Genomic DNA, 19,924 nt, shown 5'->3' with positions numbered 1-19,924 from the left:
AGAGGCCGCCTATTTTATATTTAGTCGTCTATTATCTTGGTTAAAGCTGAGGCCAACTGTCGGGAACGATGAACCAGAACTTTCCGCTGTCACTTTGGCAATGCACAAAACCATGCTCTTCATTTGCTGTGTAACGCGTGCAGTTTTTACCTTTCCCGCTAATCCATTGAGGCTTTTCCAGTAAGAATAACGCTTCATCTATTTGATGTGACTGGCTTTGATAACACCAAAAACCAGCAATTTGTGACGGATTGAGTTTATAACCTAGGCATTCACTAGGAACAGGCTCATCGTGAAAAGGGTTTACATATAAGCGCCCTTGCATCAGTAAATGACGGCTAACGTCACGCCAAAGTGGGTAAGCCGCACTAAATTGGGCTGATTGGGAAAGGGTCAATTGGTGGTTCAGCATATGTTCAAGTTTGAGATCTAATCGATCTTGAGCATTGGGACCATACCACAGCCCTTGATGTAGCAGGTAAAACTTCACTGCGACTTCCCAATGCTCATAACGCTGACTGCGTTTATTTTTGATGACAAAATCTAGCGAACCTAGTGTACTTCCTGCTTCGTTCAATTGAATTTCTTCAGAAACGGCGGAATAAGTGGGGTTTAGCGTAAACAATAAAGAACATAAATGCTGGTAGAGAAAGCCTAATCTAGGGTTCCCTCTGTATTCTTCTTTCAATATCGGAACATTGGGTAAAAAAGGAGTACGCGCCGCGACTACACCCTCTCCTTGAAAAAGAGTAGGGGTTGTCGACACCCAGTGTGCCAGTGTGTTGAGGTCCATTGTCATTAATTGTTCTCGTCCTTATTTTTCGACATTCTAGCTTGAAATTGTTATAACCACGCTAATGATAAAACTCAATTTTGGAATGAAAGATGGATAATTTAAAACTTGAAGCTCTGCTCAATCAAAAGCTTAATCCTCAATTGATTAAAGACTATTGCCCTAATGGATTGCAAGTTGAAGGTCGCACTGAAATCAAAAAGATTGTGACGGGTGTGACGGCCTCGCAAGCGCTGATTGAACAAGCAATTGAACGAAATGCTGACGCTTTATTAGTGCATCATGGTTATTTTTGGAAAAGTGAGCCTGAGTCCATCCGTGGAATGAAAGGCCACCGGATCCGAGCTTTGATACGAAATGATATAAATTTATACGCATATCACTTGCCGTTAGACATCCATCCAGAATTAGGCAATAACAAATTGCTAGCTGATTTGTTGGGGATTCATGTTGATGGCGGATTAGAAGGGCATCCTCAGTCGGTCGCCATGTTCGGCCATTTTGAACAAGCGTTGACAGCCGATGAGCTCAGTCAACGAATCGAGCAAGCTTTGCAACGACAGCCACTGCACGTAGCTCCGAGCTCAAACAGAATCATCAAAACGGTGGGTTGGTGTACTGGTGGTGGGCAAGATTACGTCGATCTAGCGGCGCAGCATGGATTAGATGCGTTCATCTCTGGTGAAATATCAGAGCGGACTACCTACTCAGCAAGAGAGCAAAATATTCATTATTTTTCTGCAGGGCACCATGCCACAGAACGTTATGGCGTTAAGGCTCTGGGAGAATGGTTAGCGAGCGAATATGGCTTTGAGGTTGAGTTTATCGATATCAATAACCCTGTGTAGCGGGTTTGTTTCTGATCAATGTATCAAATGAAAAAAGAGCGAGTGGGAACTCGCTCTTTTCTATTAGGTATTATGACTGGGTTTGCTATTCGCGTTCGTGTAACGGTTTAAAGTTGCGCATTTTTTGACCAGTGTAAAGTTGGCGAGGACGGCCAATTTTATTATCTGGATCACTGTGCATTTCATTCCAGTGGGCAATCCAACCGATAGTGCGAGACATTGCGAAGATAACGGTAAACATAGAGATTGGAATACCGATAGCCTTCAGAATAATGCCTGAGTAGAAATCAACGTTAGGGTAGAGTTTTTTCTCAACAAAGTATTCGTCAGAAAGCGCGATGCGCTCAAGTTCCATCGCCACATCTAACAGTGGGTCTTGAATATTTAGCTCTTTGAGCACTTCATGGCAAGCCTCACGCATTACCGTCGCTCTTGGGTCGTAGTTTTTATAAACTCGGTGACCAAAACCCATCAAGCGGAATGGATCATCCTTATCTTTTGCTCTGACGACATACTCAGGAATGTTATCAACGTTGCCTATCTCTTCTAGCATACGCAGACAGGCTTCGTTAGCACCCCCATGAGCAGGCCCCCACAACGAGGCAATGCCAGCCGCAATACAGGCAAACGGGTTAGCACCAGAAGAACCGGCAAGGCGAACCGTTGAGGTTGACGCGTTTTGTTCATGATCGGCATGCAGTGTGAAAATTTTATCCATCGCGCGTGCAACCACAGGATTCACTTCATACTCTTCACACGGCGTTGCAAACATCATGTGTAGGAAGTTCTCGGCATAGCTTAAGTCATTACGCGGGTAGATAAATGGTTGGCCGACAGAATACTTGTAGCACATCGCCGCCAATGTTGGCATTTTTGAGAGTAGGCGGTAAGCCGCTATTTCTCGGTGTATATCATTATTAATATCAAGTGAATCATGGTAGAACGCAGCAAGCGCTCCAACCACACCACACATTACAGCCATTGGGTGAGCGTCACGGCGGAAACCGTGGAAGAAACTTGCGATTTGCTCATGAACCATAGTGTGACGCGTCACCGTATGTTTAAACTCTTCATATTGCTTACGATTAGGGGCTTCACCGTAAAGAAGAATATAACAAACTTCCAAGTAATCAGCGTTATTGGCTAATTGATCAATAGGGAAGCCGCGGTGCAGTAACACCCCTTTTTCGCCATCGATATAAGTGATTTGAGATTCACAAGATGCAGTGGCAAGAAAACCAGGGTCAAAAGTGAAGTATCCGTTGGCTCCTAGTTTACGAACGTCGATTACTTGTGGGCCTACAGTCCCATCCATAATCGGCAGCTCGATTGGCGCTTTACCTTCAATATGAAGGGTCGCTTTCTTATCTGCCATAACAATCTCCTTTGTTTATTATTTAATCCGTCCAGGATGTTTGTGTGACATTTTTTTACGTGTGTTCTTAATTAAAGTCAATTTTTCTCGTCTGATGTGTGCACTTGTTTTGATTTTTTATACATATAAAGTTAAAAATCTGTTCTGTGTAGCAAAAATTGTTACATCAATTGTATTAGAATGTTGCGAGCCGTATAGTGGCACTGAAAATTTTGGTGAACACCTTATAAATAAAAGGCTAGAAACTGTATTTCAGTATTGCATTCTGTCTTTGTTGTTAACGGAATTATTACATTTAACTGCGCGATATCGGGCTCTTTATGTTAAAATAATGTTAACTTTTGTGGGTTTTACAACCAAAATTCATTTATAACTATAAATGCTCAATGGAGCTGAGTGAGCAAGCCCGTGAAAGAAAGAAAGTCAAGACCTGTTAATTTAGATTTACAGACCATTCACTTTCCGATCAGTGCGATTGCATCCATCCTACACCGAGTGTCTGGGGTGATGATGTTCGTTGCGGTCGGAATTTTGCTGTGGTTACTCTCCCTCTCGTTAAGTTCTCCGGTAGGTTTTATGGAAGCCAGCAACATTGTTAATGGATTTTTCGCAAAATTTATTTTATGGGGAATTTTAACAGCGCTGTCTTACCACATTGCAGGTGGTATACGCCATTTGCTGATGGACCTGGGCCACTTTGAAGAGTTGGAGTCAGGGGCTATGAGTGCCAAAGTCGCCTTCATCGCAACAGCAGTGCTTTCAGTTTTAGCGGGAGTATTGGTATGGTAAAACATGTTTCTTCTTTTGGTCGTAACGGAGTGCATGATTATCTGCTGATCCGTGCTTCTGCGATCATTATGACTCTTTATACTATCTACCTAGTCAGCTTCTGTGCTTTCTCTGGTGATATCTCCTATGTTTCATGGACACAGTTTTTTGGTGGAACCTTTACCAAAGTCTTCACAATGCTGGCGTTAGTCTCTGTCCTTATCCATGGTTGGATCGGTTTATGGCAAGTATTAACGGATTACATTAAGTGTTCTAAATTGCGTGGTGGCCTGCAATTGGTCGTTATCGCAGTGCTCTTTGGATACTTCTTCTCTGGCTTATTTGTATTGTGGGGTGCGTAAGTGACTATTCCAGTTCGTGAATTTGATGCCGTAGTGATCGGCGCTGGTGGTGCTGGCATGCGTGCAGCACTGCAAATTTCAGAGCAAGGTTTATCCTGTGCTCTGCTTTCTAAAGTTTTTCCAACACGTTCTCACACGGTTTCGGCTCAAGGTGGTATTACCGTTGCGTTAGGCAACGCGCATGAGGACCACTGGGAACAACATATGTATGACACGGTGAAGGGCTCCGACTATATCGGTGACCAAGATGCTATCGAGTACATGTGTAAGAATGGTCCAGAGTCGGTGATTGAACTAGAGAAAATGGGTTTGCCTTTTTCTCGTTTTGACAATGGCACCATTTATCAGCGCCCATTTGGTGGGCAATCCAAAAACTTTGGCGGTGAACAAGCGGCTCGAACCGCTGCTGCCGCTGACCGTACTGGTCACGCACTACTTCATACCTTGTATCAACAAAACATTAAATATAAGACCACTATTTTCTCTGAGTGGTACGCACTTGATTTAGTGAAAAATGAAGAGGGTGCAGTACTTGGCTGTACCGCCTTGTGTATGGAAACAGGCGAAGTTTGTTATTTCAAATCTAAAGCCACAGTATTAGCGACTGGCGGAGCTGGCCGTATCTATGCTTCAACCACCAACGCGCACATCAATACGGGTGATGGCGTGGGCATGGCTATCCGCGCTGGCGTCCCGATGCAAGATATCGAAATGTGGCAATTCCACCCAACAGGGATTGCTGGTGCTGGCGTTCTTGTGACGGAAGGGTGTCGTGGTGAAGGTGGTTATCTTTTAAATAAAGATGGCGAACGTTTCATGGAACGTTATGCACCAAACGCGAAGGATTTGGCTGGTCGCGATGTAGTAGCCCGCTCAATGATGATTGAGATCCGTGAAGGTCGTGGTTGCGATGGTCCATGGGGTCCACACATCAAGCTTAAACTGGATCACCTTGGCAAAGAAACTCTGGAATCTCGTCTGCCGGGCGTATGTGAGTTGTCACGTACGTTTGCTCACGTCGATCCAGTTAAAGAACCGATTCCAGTGATCCCAACCTGCCACTACATGATGGGAGGAGTACCGACTCAAGTTTCAGGTCAGGCGATTAAGCAAGATGCTAAAGGTGCTGATGTGGAAGTTCAAGGTTTGTTTGCGTGTGGTGAAATTGCATCAGTATCGGTGCATGGCGCGAACCGTTTGGGTGGTAACTCTCTACTGGATTTAGTGGTCTTTGGCCGAGCAACAGGCTTGCATTTGGGCGAAACGTTGAAAAAGCAAGCGGACGCAAAACCTGCCACAGAAGCGGACATTGAAAAATCGCTAGAACGTTACAACCGCTGGGAAAACAGTACAGGTGGTGAAGATCCCGCGCAAATTCGTAAAGATCTGCAACGTTGTATGCAAAATAACTTCTCGGTGTTCCGTGAAGGTGAAGCGATGGCTAAAGGTCTTGAAGAGCTTAAAGTGATTCGTGAACGTTTGAAGAACGCACATCTTTCAGACAAGTCAACCGAGTTTAACACTCAACGGATCGAGTGTTTAGAGCTGGAAAACTTGATGGAAACAGCATTTGCTACCGCGGTTGCTGCAAATTATCGTACCGAAAGCCGTGGAGCCCACGCTCGCTTTGACTATCCTGAACGCGATGATGCTAATTGGTTATGCCATTCAATTTACAACCCTGAGACTGAAAGCATGTCGAAGCGTAGCGTAAATATGGAACCAATTTATCGTGAAGCGTTTCCGCCTAAAGCGCGCACATACTAAGGAGAAGGCACTATTATGAAATTGAAATTCTCTTTGTATCGCTATAATCCGGATGTCGATCAAAAGCCTTACATGAAGGATTATCTGCTTGAAGTCGAAGAGGGCTCTGACATGATGTTGTTGGATGCACTCATTTTGCTGAAAGAGCAAGATCCTACCATTGCTTTTCGTCGCTCGTGCCGTGAAGGAGTGTGTGGATCTGACGGTTTGAACATGAACGGTAAAAATGGATTAGCGTGTATCACTCCATTATCCGCGCTTTTGGCCAAAGGCACGATTGTTATTCGACCTCTGCCGGGGCTACCAGTCGTCCGTGATTTAATTGTCGATATGGCCCAGTTTTATGAAAATTACGAGAAGGTTAAACCTTACCTTGTGACTGACGGAAACTTGCCTCCGGCTCGTGAGAACTTGCAATCACCAGAAGAGCGAGCGCATTTAGACGGTTTATATGAGTGCATTATGTGCGCTTGCTGCACAACTTCATGCCCTTCTTTCTGGTGGAACCCGGATAAGTTTATCGGCCCAGCAGGTTTGTTGGCGGCTTATCGTTGGCTAATTGACAGCCGAGATACCGCAACAGATGAACGTTTATCTAATCTTGATGATGCTTTTAGCGTTTTTCGTTGCCATGGCATCATGAATTGTGTAAGTGTTTGTCCTAAGGGATTAAATCCGACGAAAGCCATTGGACATATCAAATCAATGCTTGTGAACCGTTCGGTTTAAAATGAATAAAAATTGCAGGTCTTCGGACCTGCCTTTTATAGCTCGGCATAGACCGAAGCAAACGTGAAAACTACTGGTTAAGGGAAAATATGCACAACGGCGTGATGAAGGCATGGCTCGAGTCTTCACACTTGGCTGGCGCCAATGCAACTTACGTAGAGGACCTCTACGAACTGTATCTAAGTGATCCTGATCTGGTAAGTGAGGAGTGGAAACGTGTTTTTGATGGCTTGCCTGCGCAAGCTGACAATGTGGTTGAACAGCCACATTCACGTGTCCGTGACTACTTCCGACGACTCGCGAAAGAAACAAAGCATTACAATGTCCAAGTTAGTGATCCAGATGTCGATGCTAAGCAAGTAAGAGTCTTGCAGCTGATTAATGCTTACCGTTTTCGCGGTCATGAAGCGGCTCAACTCGACCCCCTAGGTTTATGGCAACGCCCATTAGTGGCAGAATTAGACCCAGCGTTCCACAATCTTAACGAAGGTGACTTCGAAGAAACTTTCAATGTCGGCTCTTTTGCTATCGGGCAAGAGACAATGAAATTGAAAGACATTTATCAAGCCCTCAACAAAACCTATTGCGGTTCCATCGGTGCAGAATACATGCACATTATCGACACTGAACAAAAGCGTTGGATACAACAACGTCTTGAATCAGTCGTTGGACAACCTTCTTTCAGCAAAGAAGAAAAACGAATTTTCCTCGAAGAATTGACAGCCGCAGAAGGCCTTGAGCGTTATTTAGGCGCGAAATTCCCTGGTGCGAAACGCTTTTCTTTAGAAGGTGGCGACGCACTCATCCCAATGATGAAAGAGTTGATCCGTCATGCTGGTAGCACAGGTATGCGTGAAGTTGTGATTGGTATGGCGCACCGTGGTCGTCTTAACATGCTCGTCAACGTCTTAGGTAAAAAACCTCAAGATCTGTTCGACGAGTTTGCGGGTAAGCATGGTGAAAGCTGGGGAACGGGTGATGTTAAATATCACCAAGGTTTCTCTGCTGACTTTGCGACACCCGGCGGTGATGTGCATCTAGCCTTAGCATTTAACCCTTCGCATCTTGAAATTGTTAACCCAGTCGTGATTGGTTCAGTTCGTGCTCGACAAGATCGATTGGGAGATGAAGACGGTTCGACAGTGCTACCTATTTCGATTCATGGTGACTCTGCTATCGCTGGCCAAGGTGTCGTTGCCGAGACATTTAACATGTCTCAAGCGCGTGGTTATTGCGTGGGAGGGACGGTACGTATTGTTATTAACAACCAAGTTGGTTTTACCACGTCAAACCCTCGTGATACACGCTCGACTATGTATTGTACTGACATCGCTAAGATGGTTCAGGCACCCATTTTTCACGTCAATTCTGATGATCCAGAAGCAGTTGCTTTCGTCACCCGCATTGCACTCGATTATCGTAATGAATTTAAGCGTGATGTCGTCATTGATCTGGTTTGTTATCGCCGTCACGGCCATAACGAAGCCGACGAGCCAAACGCAACTCAACCGCTGATGTATCAAAAGATCAAAAAGCATCCTACACCGCGTAAGCTTTATGCCGATGTTTTGATAGAGCGTGGTGAGTTTGATATCGAGATTGCCACACAGTTAGTCAACGAATATCGTGATGCTCTGGATCATGGTGAAGTCGTGGTGAAAGAGTGGCGTCCAATGGCACTGCATTCTGTTGATTGGTCACCGTATATTGGCCATGAATGGGATATGCCATGGAATAATAAAGTTGACCTTGAGCGTTTAAAAGAGCTGGGTAACCGAATTTGTCAGTATCCAGAAAGCCATAAACTGCAAAGTCGTGTGGATAAAATCTATACCGACCGACAAGCGATGGTTAATGGAGAGAAGCTTCTCGATTGGGGTATGGCTGAAACGCTGGCTTATGCAACCTTAGTTGATGATGGAAAGCGAATCCGCATTTCGGGGCAAGACTCTGGGCGTGGAACCTTCTTCCACCGTCACTCGGTATTGCATAACCAAAGTGACGCAAGTACCTATATTCCATTAGCGAATATCCATGATAAACAGGGTCCTTTTGAAGTATTGGATTCGGTTTTGTCGGAAGAAGCAGTACTAGCTTTTGAATATGGCTACGCGACAGCGGAGCCGAGTGGTTTGACGATTTGGGAAGCTCAGTTTGGTGATTTCGCCAATGGAGCTCAAGTCGTGATTGACCAGTTCATCTCTTCCGGTGAACAAAAATGGGCGCGTTTGTGTGGTTTAACCATGCTGCTACCTCATGGTTATGAAGGGCAAGGCCCGGAGCACTCATCAGCACGCCTAGAGCGTTATTTGCAACTGTGCGCCGAACAAAACATGCAAGTGGTGGTTCCCTCTACGCCAGCGCAGGTATACCACATGCTGCGTCGTCAGGTTGTTCGTCCAATGCGTCGACCATTGATCGTTATGTCACCAAAATCGTTGCTGCGTCACCCACTATGTATATCAACACTGGAAGACTTGGCTGACGGATCGTTTTTGCCGGCTATCGGCGAAGTTGACGATCTCAACCCAGCGAATGTCAAACGTGTTGTGTTCTGCTCTGGTAAGGTTTACTACGACCTGCTTGAACAGCGCCGCAATAACGAACAAGGTGATGTTGCTATCGTCCGTATTGAACAGCTATATCCATTCCCGAAAGAAGAAGTGGAAGCGGCTATCGCTCAATACACTAATGTTGTTGACTATGTATGGTGCCAAGAAGAGCCTCAAAACCAAGGTGCTTGGTACAGTAGCCAACATAACTTCCGTTCTGCCATTCCAGCCGGTGCTGATCTGAAATACGCAGGTCGCCCTGCATCAGCATCACCAGCCGTTGGTTATATGTCGGTACACTTGAAACAACAAAAAGCGTTGATTGAAGACGCTCTGACCCTAGCTTAACGAACTAGAAGTAAAAGGAAGACACAGATTATGACAATTGAAATTCTGGTTCCAGATCTACCTGAATCAGTGGCTGATGCAACAGTCGCGACATGGCATAAAAAGCCAGGTGAAGCCGTCGCTCGTGATGAAGTACTCGTTGAGATTGAAACTGATAAAGTAATTCTTGAAGTGCCAGCGCCTGAGGCGGGTGTTCTCGAAGCCATTATCGAGCAAGAAGGTGCGACGGTGCTTTCGAAACAGTTATTGGCGAAATTAAAACCCGGTGCCGTTGCAGGTGAACCGACGAAAGATACCACCAACGATACAGAGCCGTCTCCTGATAAACGCCACAAAGCCACACTGACAGACGAAACGAATGATGCGCTTAGCCCTGCAGTACGCCGTTTACTCGCCGAGCATGGTTTGGAAGCAAGCCAAGTGAAAGGCTCTGGTGTGGGTGGACGTATCACGCGTGAAGATATTGATGCTCATCTAGCAGCCGCAAAATCAGCGTCAGCAGTTGCTCCAAGTCAACCTGAGCCTGTCGTTGCGATGGCGCGCAGTGAAAAACGTGTACCGATGACGCGTTTGCGTAAACGTGTTGCGGAGCGCCTGCTTGAGGCAAAAAATAGCACGGCGATGTTGACGACGTTTAATGAAGTTAACATGAAGCCTATCATGGATCTGCGTAAGCAATATCAAGGTCTGTTTGAAGAGAAACACGGTATTCGTTTAGGCTTTATGTCTTTCTACGTGAAAGCGGTAACAGAAGCGTTAAAGCGTTACCCAGAAGTGAATGCATCTATTGATGGCCAAGATATTGTGTATCACAGCTATTTTGATATTAGCATGGCAGTTTCAACGCCTCGTGGCTTAGTGACTCCGGTTCTTAAAGATTGCGATACGCTAAGCCTTGCCGAAATTGAGAAGGGCATCAAAGAGCTTGCACTCAAAGGAAGAGATGGCAAATTGACGGTTGAAGAACTGACTGGCGGTAATTTCACAATTACGAATGGCGGTGTGTTTGGATCGTTAATGTCAACACCGATCATCAATCCGCCGCAAGCGGCCATATTGGGCATGCACAAAATCCAAGACCGCCCAATGGCTGTGGATGGCAAAGTAGAAATTTTACCAATGATGTACCTAGCACTTTCTTACGACCACCGTTTGGTGGATGGCCGTGAGTCAGTTGGTTTCCTTGTGACAGTAAAAGAGCTACTTGAAGATCCAGCACGTCTGCTACTGGACGTGTAACCTCACTGAACGTTGTTCAGTGAATTTAAGGCTAGGCAGGCTCACGTCTAGCCTTCATTTAAGCAAAAGGCTACAAGCTATCCTCTTGGATAAATTGCAGCCGCTTAATTTGAGAAGCACCCTACAGATATATGGCGCAGCATAGCTGCCGCTTTATGGAAATAATAAATCCCCTAAGGGATAAACAAACGGAAGAACATAATGAATTTGCATGAATATCAAGCCAAACAGCTGTTTGCAGAATTCGGTTTGCCTGTACCGGAAGGTTATGCCTGTGATACTCCACAAGAAGCTTTTGAAGCGGCGGGTCGGATTAGTACAGCGAAGAAAGTTGTTAAGTGTCAAGTGCATGCAGGTGGTCGCGGTAAAGCGGGTGGCGTTGAGTTGCACGACACTAAAGATGGTGTCAAAGAGTTTGCTCAAAAATGGCTAGGTAAACATCTGGTTACTTATCAAACGGACGCAAATGGCCAGCCAGTATCAAAAATTTTGGTTGAAGAAGCCTCTAATATCGCGAATGAGCTTTACTTAGGCGCTGTTGTTGACCGTGCGACTCGTCGTGTCGTGTTCATGGCCTCAACAGAAGGCGGCGTGGAAATTGAAAAAGTAGCGGAGGAGACTCCGGAGCTGATTCATAAAGCCGCGATTGATCCTTTGGTTGGTCCGCAAGCCTACCAAGGCCGCGAACTTGCTTTCAAACTTGGCTTGGAAGGCGACCAAATTAAGCAATTTGTGAAGATCTTTCTAGGTCTTGGCGCTATGTTTACCCAGTATGATCTTGCACTGCTAGAAATCAACCCATTAGTTGTCACCGCTGAAGGGAACTTGTTGTGCCTTGATGGCAAGATCAACATCGACTCAAACGCACTTTATCGTCAACCTAAACTTCGCGAAATGCACGATCTCTCACAAGAAGATGAGCGCGAAGCTCATGCTGCTCAGTGGGAACTGAACTATGTTGCTCTTGATGGCAATGTTGGCTGCATGGTGAACGGTGCTGGCCTTGCAATGGGCACCATGGATATTGTTAACCTTCATGGCGGCAAACCTGCAAACTTCCTTGATGTTGGTGGTGGTGCAACCAAAGAGCGTGTTGCTGAAGCGTTCAAAATCATTTTGTCTGATGACAACGTGAAAGCCGTATTGGTGAATATTTTCGGCGGTATCGTACGTTGCGATATGATTGCAGAAGGCATTATCGGTGCGGTGAAAGAAGTTGGTGTAACGGTTCCCGTAGTCGTGCGTTTGGAAGGTACAAACGCGGAATTAGGACGCGGAGTACTCGCAAATTCTGGTCTTGATATCATTGCAGCTGAGTCGTTAACGGACGCAGCTCAGAAAGTTGTTGCTGCGGCGGAGGGTAAATAATGTCGGTACTTATTAATAAAGACACCAAAGTAATCTGCCAAGGTTTCACTGGTGGTCAGGGAACTTTCCACTCCGAACAGGCGATTGCCTACGGTACACAAATGGTCGGTGGGGTTTCTCCGGGTAAAGGTGGTCAAACTCACCTTGGTCTGCCTGTATTTAATACGGTGCGTGACGCAGTGAAAGCAACGGGTGCAACGGCAACCGTTATTTATGTACCTGCACCATTTTGTAAAGACGCTATTTTAGAAGCAATTGACGCTGGTATTGAACTTATTGTGACGATCACTGAAGGTATACCGACTACCGATATGATTGACGTAAAAGTGAAGCTCGAAGAGACTGGTGTGCGTATGATTGGCCCGAACTGTCCGGGTGTGATTACACCGGATGCGTGTAAGATCGGCATCATGCCAGGCCACATTCATAAGAAAGGAAAAGTGGGTATTGTTTCTCGTTCAGGAACGCTAACTTATGAAGCCGTTAAGCAAACAACAGATGAAGGCTTTGGTCAGTCAACGTGTGTTGGTATCGGCGGTGACCCAATCCCGGGCTCTAACTTCATTGATATCTTGAAACTATTCCAAGATGATCCTGAAACTGAAGCGATTGTGATGATTGGCGAGATCGGTGGTACAGCCGAAGAAGAAGCCGCGGCATTCATTAAAGAGAATGTCACGAAACCGGTTGTGTCTTATATTGCTGGTGTGACAGCGCCTCCGGGTAAACGGATGGGCCATGCTGGTGCTATCATTTCTGGTGGTAAAGGGACAGCTGATGAGAAATTTGCAGCGCTTGAAGCCGCGGGTGTGAAAACTGTCAAAAGCCTTGCTGATATCGGAAAAGCATTGCGTGAAGTGACGGGTTGGTAATCACGCCTTCCTCAGTTTGAAGACAAACCCCGAACCTTGTTTCGGGGTTTTTACTTTAGATTCAATAGGTTTTGATACTAGCGTTTTACAAGTTGACTGCACATAAACATCGTTGTAGCCGTCACGACAACCGAAGGGCCTGCAGGTGTGTCAAAATGCCACGAGAGGATTAGCCCGCCCAGCACAGCTAAAGCGCCAACCAAAGAAGCTAATATTGCCATTTGCTCTGGGGTTTTTGTGAGTCGCCTAGCGGTCGCCGCGGGAATAATCAGCAGCGATGTCATAATCAGAGCACCAACAAATTTCATCCCTAGTGCAATCACCACCCCAATCAATAGCATTAGCAGCAAACGCATTAAATCAACGTTTATGCCCTCAACAAACGCAAGTTCTTCGTTCACTGTAGTTGAAAGTAATGGCCGCCAAAAAAGAAATAGCAGTGCACTTACTGCAATCGCTCCCCCCCAAATGAAGGCTAAATCGGTAAAGTTCACTGCCAATAAATCGCCAAAGAGATAGCTCATTAAATCGATGCGAACGTTATCAAGGAAGCTTACTGCAATGAGACCAATGGATAACGAGCTGTGAGCGAGAATGCCGAGCAAAGTGTCTGTCGCCACAAGCTGCTGTTTCTGCATAGTAACCAAAATGATTGCAAGCCCAAGACAGCAAACGAGCAACGCAAGATAAAGGTTGATATCAAGCAAAAAACCTAGTGCCAATCCCATCAGCGAGGCGTGTGCGAGGGTATCGCCAAAATAAGCCATTTTTCGCCAAACCACGAATGACCCAAGGGGACCTGCGATAACGGCAATACCAAGGCCTGCTAATATTGATGGAAGAAGAAATTCAATCATGATGGTGACCGTGTGAATGATTTGAACAGCAAGTTGCATCTCCTTTCACAGGTTGGCCTGCTAAGTCGTGATGATGCTGATGTTTGTGATGGTAAAAAGCTAAGGCTTCGCGATTGCGCGTACCAAATAATGCGATATAGCTTGGGTGTTGAGTAATCGTTGCAGGTGAACCGAAACAGCAAACATGGTGATGAAGACAGATAACATCATCCGTTTTTGCCATCACCAGATGCAAATCGTGAGAGACCATGAAGACACCACAGCCGAAACGATGTCGTATGGCATCGATAAGATCATACAGATCAATTTGCCCTTGCACGTCAACACCTTGGGCTGGTTCATCAAGAATTAGAATATCTGGGCGCTGTAGCAATGCACGGGCGATAAGAATCCGTTGTGTTTCACCACCGGACAGCTTATGCATATCATAATCAAGAAGATGCTCGGCCCCGACTAGCCGGAGTGCGTCTAGCAACTCTTGCTGACTAAAACGTCCGGCTAAACTTAAAAATCGTTTAACGGGGAGTGGTAACGCGTCATTAAGTTTTAACTTTTGAGGAACATAACCAATTTTAAGGTTTTTTACGCGCGTCATCGTTCCGCTATGGACGGGCTGTAGCCCGAGCAATACTTTAACGAGCGTCGACTTGCCCGCACCATTAGGACCTATCAGTGTGGTAATCTTCCCTTTTTCTAGGTTGATACTGACATTGTCCAAAACACGGCGGTTGTTGAATTCGACACAAATGCCTTGCAGCTGAATTAAGTTGGACATGAATGGAACTTATTTGCAATTCGGAAGTGTTATAATGTAACATTTCGTTCCCTTTAACGCTATATACCGAATGGAAAAACCATCATGTTGCGTCAGATTATGCTCCTTCTTTGCTTAATAACATTATCGCCTTTGGCGTGGTCTACGGTCATTTTGACCAGCATTAAGCCGATTCAGATGATTACATATGAATTGACTCTCGATGTGAATGAACCAGAAGTACTACTGGGGGCAAATACCTCACCGCATGACTATGCGTTGCGCCCTTCTGATGTTAAAAAAATCAGAGCGGCGGATTTAGTGATTTGGTATGGAAAAGACCTTGAGCCATTCTTAAGTAAGACATTAGCGAGTCACCACAACGTTTTGACCATCAGCCAAATTGATGGCCTGACACTGAGAGAGCTCAGTGGCGAACAACACGATCATGATGGGCATCACCATGGTATGTATGACCCACATTTTTGGCTTGGAACCGATCAAGCCAAGCAAGTGGCAGCGGCGATTACCGCAAGTTTAGTGAAAAGTGATAGCGCTAATGCCGAGCAGTATAAAGTAAACTTAGTCCGCTTTTTGGCTCAATTAGACTCGACTCATCAAGCAATCATGCAGAAGATGAGCAAAATTAGTGATAAAGGATATTATGTTTTTCATGATGCATACGGTTATTTTGAACAGCAATATCATTTGAATAACCTCGGCCATTTTACCGTTAGTCCTGATAGAAAACCGGGGGCTAAAACGCTCATCACCATTAAAAATTCCATTATTAATAATGAAGCAAAGTGTGTCTTTTCAGAACCTCAGTTTACTCCTGCAGTAATTGATACTGTGACTCGTGGCACTAAGGTTAAAACGGGAGTACTTGATCCATTAGGCGCAGATATCAAAGTGAAAAGTGGCAGCTATTTTGAGCTGTTAAATCAGCTGAGCAACAACTTTTACACTTGTTTGTCTCAATAGATGTACGCTGTATTGTATGTTGTACGATCTGCACTGAAATCTAGGATAAAGATTCACAGATTGTCGCTTTCTTAGCTTCAAAAAGCCTTATCTTTGGTTAGAATGTTTTGATAATTATCGCCACGAAAAAACAGTTTGCAATTTGGCGTGCTATTGATTGAGGCTCTGTCTGTTGAAAGGAAAGAACGACTATTTTAAACCTTTGCTCTGGATCTTGGGTTTTCTGACGCTTTTATTAGCGCAGGGGACACAAGCTCTAGACAAAGCACCTTCCATCTTCTATCCATTGCCAGCTCAGGCTCAAGGGAAAATTTTTGCCGCACAAAATTTGTTTCTAGGTGAAGAAGGGGGAATTTGGATACACGATGTGCATGGCAAAGTGGTTTTCTTTGATGGGCAAAACATCCTTCCCCGGCGTGGCTCAGTGCTTTCACAAGAGAGCGAAAATATTACCTATCTTAATAACGCTTTTTGGACGTTCATTGATAATGAACTTTATCGAACTTATCCCGCACAAGATCGCGAATTAGTATTTAGCTTAACGCCTGGAATCATCATAAAAAAAATAGGTTCGTCAGGTAATTTCATCTGGTTAGCCGATGAGACGCACTTTTATACATACCATGCGCAAACCCACAAGTTAGTTACTTATTCTTTTAAAGAAATGTATCAATTAAATCAAGCTAGTCGATTGATCGTTAATGATGCGAAGTTTGTGCTTTCTAAATGGGTATTAGCCACTAATGCTGGAGTCTATCTGTCAGATGGAGAGAGTTTTTCTCACGTGCTCAGCTCTGGTAAAAACTTCATTGAGAAACTCTATTTTTCCGAGAAACGTAGAGAACTTGTGATTGGAACGCTCAATGGTGGGCTGATTATTGATGTCGAGGACCCAAAGCGCCAACAAAAGTTGGTTGGAGATTCCCATGTATTATCTGTTGCTGAGACAGATCAAGAGTATTGGATTGGTACTGAAGATGGATTATTTGTTCATTCGTTTTTGACAGGTAAAACCGTCAAGTTAGAAAGTAATGACCAAGACAATAATGGGTTACCAGGCAATAAAATTTATTCATTGGTCAATGACTTACAGGGTGGGATTTGGATCGCAACGGATAAAGGTATTCGTTACTTTTCTCTGTTTGGACAAAAATTTAAGCGCCATTCCATTGCACAGCTCAACAATAATCCCATAACAAAAATTGTGACAAGGTCAGATAATAAAGGGTATTTGTTTTTAACTCGACAAGGGTTATACCAAGTCGATGCTGAAAATTGGCAAGAGCCTAAACTTATTTTCCCAGGAGAAGTGCATGATGTCGCTCAAATAGATGATCATTCTCTATGGATAGCTACACATACAGGCATTGTTATTTATCACTTGCAGACAAAAAAGATGATAGAAACGAGCATGTTACCTCTTAAGCTGCGTTCGAATGATACTAAACACCTTGAATTTGATCATGAAGGACTATTATGGGGAGCAACAGGTAACCATTTGTGGTCATATCGGTTGGCCGATAACTCGCTCACCGATTTCGGTTCGGTATGGTTTGTTGATGCATTTTTGCCTGCAAAAATAATAAAACTTAAGTCAACTCGGCGAGGGGTATTTATCGGCACTGACCATGGTGTTTATCTTTTTGACAAAGGCAAAATTGTTTTTCTCCGAGCGACTAGTCATTATGGACAAAGCATTGATATATTTGAGAGTAGCAAGGGTGATGTTTGGTTTGCTAGTGCTTATGGCGTCTTTGTTTTGGCACATGATCGTAGTGATATTCGATCTATTGATATGGTTGAAGAGAATATTAGCCCCAAATGTTTAACTGAAACGGGCAACGGTATTTGGCTGACTTCCTCACAAGGAATCTCGCTCTACAATCCTATGGGTGAGGTGGTAAAGCATTTTGGTGATCCACACGGATTGATGAATAATGAATTTAAAAGTGGAGTTTGCGAATCAAGTATTATCAATAACCAACAGCAGTTGCTGCTAGGTTCCCGTTTCGGCTTAGTGACAGCATGGTCCTCTGAACTCACGGTTGCTACCCCTCCTAATACCAATATTATCTTTAGCCAAGTGAATGTCGATCACATTCCTGTCATGTTCGGTCGTGGTCGTTTTCAGACACTAGAATTGGAATATGGAAGTTCGATAAGCTTTTTATTTGGTGCATTGCCAGAATCGAGAGCCTTATCATTGGAGTATCGTATTGCAGGGGATAAGGAGTGGCAGAGATTAGAAAGCGCTCAGTTGACACTTGATCACCTGTTACCTGGACACTATCGTTTGCTGGTGAGAAATTACAGTCCAAATCCGCAAAACAGTATGATAAACAGTCTATCATTTATTGTGGATAACCCGTGGTATTGGTCTTCATGGGCTATTGTTCTTTACCTTTGCCTTTCTATAGGCCTTATTGCTTTTGCTTCATGGTGGCGTTCTCGTTGGGTTACCAAAGTAAACCGAAAGTTAAAAGCTCAGGTGGCCTTGAAAACGGATCAACTACGGCATCAAAGCAAAATTGTTTTGACTAATAACCAGCAGTTGCGCAAGCAATTACAAATTCGCCATATCGTTGTTGAACAGATGTTAGATTCTATTACACCTACATTAAATCAGCTGATTTATCGCTCCCAACTACATCAACTCGCGCGACTTGAGTCTTTAGCTTTAAAAGTAAAACGTGAACTGACGTTACTTCGTAATGTAAGAAATGATAAAACAGCGACTCAGTTGCTCTACGACCTATCGATCATCTTGAACTCTTGTGTGGACGGATGGCGTGAAGAGTTCGCGAAAGCGAATATTTCGTTGGCGGTGAACAATGAGCTTAAACAAGCTTATATTGAATCTGCCCATTTTAACCTAGACATCATTTTCAATACGCTACTGTCTGATGCGGTAAAACGTCTTTACAGAAATCAAGAGCTACAAATTCATTGTTATGAAAGGGAGAAAAGACTGTTTATTGTGATGATTGACTGTGGCGATCAGGTGCAGTCTATCAATAGTGATAAGCGTATCTCTGGTTTTGAACTAGAGGAAATGCAACTGTTAGTACAGCGCAGTGGTGGGGAAATACATATTTTTTCATCGCCAGAACGAAATTTAGTTGAGCTTTCTTGGCCATCAGTTGAGCTTGTGAGTGATGCACCTGAAATGATCGTCGTAGAGGAGCATTCAGAGGACAAGTTTATTGATGTAACGGAAAAAGAGTGGCTTAAAAAAGTCGAAAAATTGGTACACAATCACTATTCAGATCCTGAATTTAGTACCTCTAGTGCGGCCAAATCACTCTTCGTATCGGAGCGTAGTTTGCAGCGTCGTTTTAAAGCGATCACCAATAAAACATTCAAAGAGTATCTAAATGAGATCCGCTTAGAGAAAGCGTGCCAATATTTGCTCGCAGGAGGAAAAGTCGCCCAAGTCGCTTTTGATTGTGGGTTTAATGATCCGTCTTATTTCAGCCAAAGATTTAAACATCACTTCGGTTTATCGCCAACCCAATTTGTTGATGATAACGAGTAATACCGCCCCTGATAAATAGTGATAACTTTCCCACTTGAAGACTTGAAGACTTGAAGACTTGAAGACTTGAAGACTTGAAGCTGCAGCGATGTTAGCGACATTCAGTCACCCTAATCATAAAGCTTATTCAGGTGTGTGGATATGAACTCACTTTCCGCCGACCTGCAATCAAGCGGTATCTCCCTTCTTGATTAGATTGGCTGCTGTGTTAGCTACGCATATTTGTCTATGCTTGCGTAGATACACTCATTAATACTCAAAGTCGTAATATCAATTTATTTTGGGAATAGCACTTACTCAATAAACAGGCTGGGTCGGTGATTGTGTTGCGGTAAAGATGAGATGAGTAGAAAAAAAAGATCGTGGTATAGCCGGGGGGACTATACCACGGGTGTCAATGACACCTTCGCTTGCTGCCGGAGTGATACGAGTAACACCCGTACCACCTCTGGAATTTGTATCTAAGGAGTAATTCCTTTCGATGGATTTACTATATGACAAAGGACTTATTTCATTTATAAAATTAACGACAACCTAGTATAAGAAAAACGACAAAATACATAATTAACCATAACTTATTGATTTTAATGGTTTATTTTTATTTTATCTGTTTTTGTTTATTTTTTTATGTTGAGCTCATTTGTACCTGATAATTTTTTAACGTTTTTAACGTCAGTTTATTTACCGAAAACAACGTGATGGATTTATGCAATCTTTGATTTCACGCAATAAAATAGAGGGTTAGCGCGTGTATTATTCGCCTGTTAATAAAA

At 44.1% G+C, this 19,924-nt stretch carries 15 protein-coding genes; 11 read left to right on the top strand and 4 right to left on the bottom strand.

The window, feature by feature from the left end:
• Positions 1–40 precede the first annotated feature (40 nt).
• The gene (locus tag AACQ79_RS05555) at positions 41–799 is read right to left on the bottom strand and encodes a DUF1853 family protein (RefSeq protein WP_017048880.1); all 759 of its coding nucleotides are present in this window, start codon (positions 797–799) and stop codon (positions 41–43) included.
• An 86-nt stretch (positions 800–885) separates the two neighbouring features.
• Here AACQ79_RS05555 and AACQ79_RS05550 point away from each other — a divergent pair, with 86 nt between their 5' ends.
• Positions 886–1,641 carry a Nif3-like dinuclear metal center hexameric protein gene (locus AACQ79_RS05550; RefSeq protein WP_096036579.1) on the top strand — a complete coding sequence of 252 codons (756 nt, stop codon included), beginning with the start codon at positions 886–888 and terminating at the stop codon, positions 1,639–1,641.
• An 85-nt stretch (positions 1,642–1,726) separates the two neighbouring features.
• Here the strand turns inward: AACQ79_RS05550 and AACQ79_RS05545 are convergent, their stop codons facing one another.
• Complete coding sequence (locus AACQ79_RS05545; RefSeq protein WP_017042719.1) at positions 1,727–3,016, bottom strand: citrate synthase; 1,290 nt, start codon at positions 3,014–3,016, stop codon at positions 1,727–1,729.
• 396 nt (positions 3,017–3,412) lie between these two features.
• Between AACQ79_RS05545 and sdhC the strand changes: the two genes are divergently transcribed.
• The 8 genes from sdhC (at position 3,413) to sucD (ending at position 13,021) form a co-directional block, all read left to right on the top strand.
• Positions 3,413–3,805, top strand: coding sequence for a succinate dehydrogenase cytochrome b556 subunit (gene sdhC / locus AACQ79_RS05540; protein WP_010318676.1), 393 nt, complete (start codon positions 3,413–3,415; stop codon positions 3,803–3,805).
• The gene (gene sdhD / locus AACQ79_RS05535) at positions 3,799–4,146 is read left to right on the top strand and encodes a succinate dehydrogenase, hydrophobic membrane anchor protein (protein ID WP_010318675.1); all 348 of its coding nucleotides are present in this window, start codon (positions 3,799–3,801) and stop codon (positions 4,144–4,146) included. The genes sdhC and sdhD overlap by 7 nt, the downstream gene beginning before the upstream one ends.
• Entirely contained in the window at positions 4,147–5,913 is a 1,767-nt protein-coding gene (gene sdhA / locus AACQ79_RS05530; protein WP_013856347.1) for a succinate dehydrogenase flavoprotein subunit, read from the top strand. It abuts the gene before it with no gap.
• 15 nt (positions 5,914–5,928) lie between these two features.
• Positions 5,929–6,642, top strand: coding sequence for a succinate dehydrogenase iron-sulfur subunit (locus tag AACQ79_RS05525; protein WP_013856348.1), 714 nt, complete (start codon positions 5,929–5,931; stop codon positions 6,640–6,642).
• An 89-nt stretch (positions 6,643–6,731) separates the two neighbouring features.
• Entirely contained in the window at positions 6,732–9,542 is a 2,811-nt protein-coding gene (gene sucA / locus AACQ79_RS05520) for a 2-oxoglutarate dehydrogenase E1 component (RefSeq protein WP_017045226.1), read from the top strand.
• A 30-nt stretch (positions 9,543–9,572) separates the two neighbouring features.
• Positions 9,573–10,781: a 2-oxoglutarate dehydrogenase complex dihydrolipoyllysine-residue succinyltransferase gene (odhB, locus tag AACQ79_RS05515; RefSeq protein WP_017042519.1), complete on the top strand. Its 1,209-nt coding sequence runs from the start codon at positions 9,573–9,575 to the stop codon at positions 10,779–10,781.
• 201 nt (positions 10,782–10,982) lie between these two features.
• Positions 10,983–12,149 carry an ADP-forming succinate--CoA ligase subunit beta gene (sucC, locus tag AACQ79_RS05510; protein WP_013856351.1) on the top strand — a complete coding sequence of 389 codons (1,167 nt, stop codon included), beginning with the start codon at positions 10,983–10,985 and terminating at the stop codon, positions 12,147–12,149.
• Complete coding sequence (gene sucD / locus AACQ79_RS05505) at positions 12,149–13,021, top strand: succinate--CoA ligase subunit alpha (RefSeq protein WP_013856352.1); 873 nt, start codon at positions 12,149–12,151, stop codon at positions 13,019–13,021. The genes sucC and sucD overlap by 1 nt, the downstream gene beginning before the upstream one ends.
• A gap of 77 nt (positions 13,022–13,098) precedes the next feature.
• Here the strand turns inward: sucD and znuB are convergent, their stop codons facing one another.
• The gene (gene znuB / locus AACQ79_RS05500; protein WP_026027242.1) at positions 13,099–13,878 is read right to left on the bottom strand and encodes a zinc ABC transporter permease subunit ZnuB; all 780 of its coding nucleotides are present in this window, start codon (positions 13,876–13,878) and stop codon (positions 13,099–13,101) included.
• A complete protein-coding gene (gene znuC / locus AACQ79_RS05495) occupies positions 13,871–14,653 on the bottom strand; it encodes a zinc ABC transporter ATP-binding protein ZnuC (protein WP_013856354.1) in 783 nt (260 codons plus the stop codon). The genes znuB and znuC overlap by 8 nt, the downstream gene beginning before the upstream one ends.
• An 84-nt stretch (positions 14,654–14,737) precedes the next feature.
• Between znuC and znuA the strand changes: the two genes are divergently transcribed.
• Both znuA and AACQ79_RS05485 read left to right on the top strand, forming a co-directional pair.
• Entirely contained in the window at positions 14,738–15,616 is an 879-nt protein-coding gene (znuA, locus tag AACQ79_RS05490; protein ID WP_017048516.1) for a zinc ABC transporter substrate-binding protein ZnuA, read from the top strand.
• 172 nt (positions 15,617–15,788) lie between these two features.
• A complete protein-coding gene (locus AACQ79_RS05485) occupies positions 15,789–19,151 on the top strand; it encodes an AraC family transcriptional regulator (protein WP_170898713.1) in 3,363 nt (1,120 codons plus the stop codon).
• Positions 19,152–19,924 lie beyond the last annotated feature (773 nt).

The sequence above is a fragment of the Vibrio sp. 3-2(1) genome, from assembly GCF_963887575.1.
Lineage (GTDB): Bacteria > Pseudomonadota > Gammaproteobacteria > Enterobacterales > Vibrionaceae > Vibrio > Vibrio anguillarum.
Note: the sequence above shows the minus strand (reverse complement) of the source record. Positions and strands in the feature narration are given on the sequence as shown.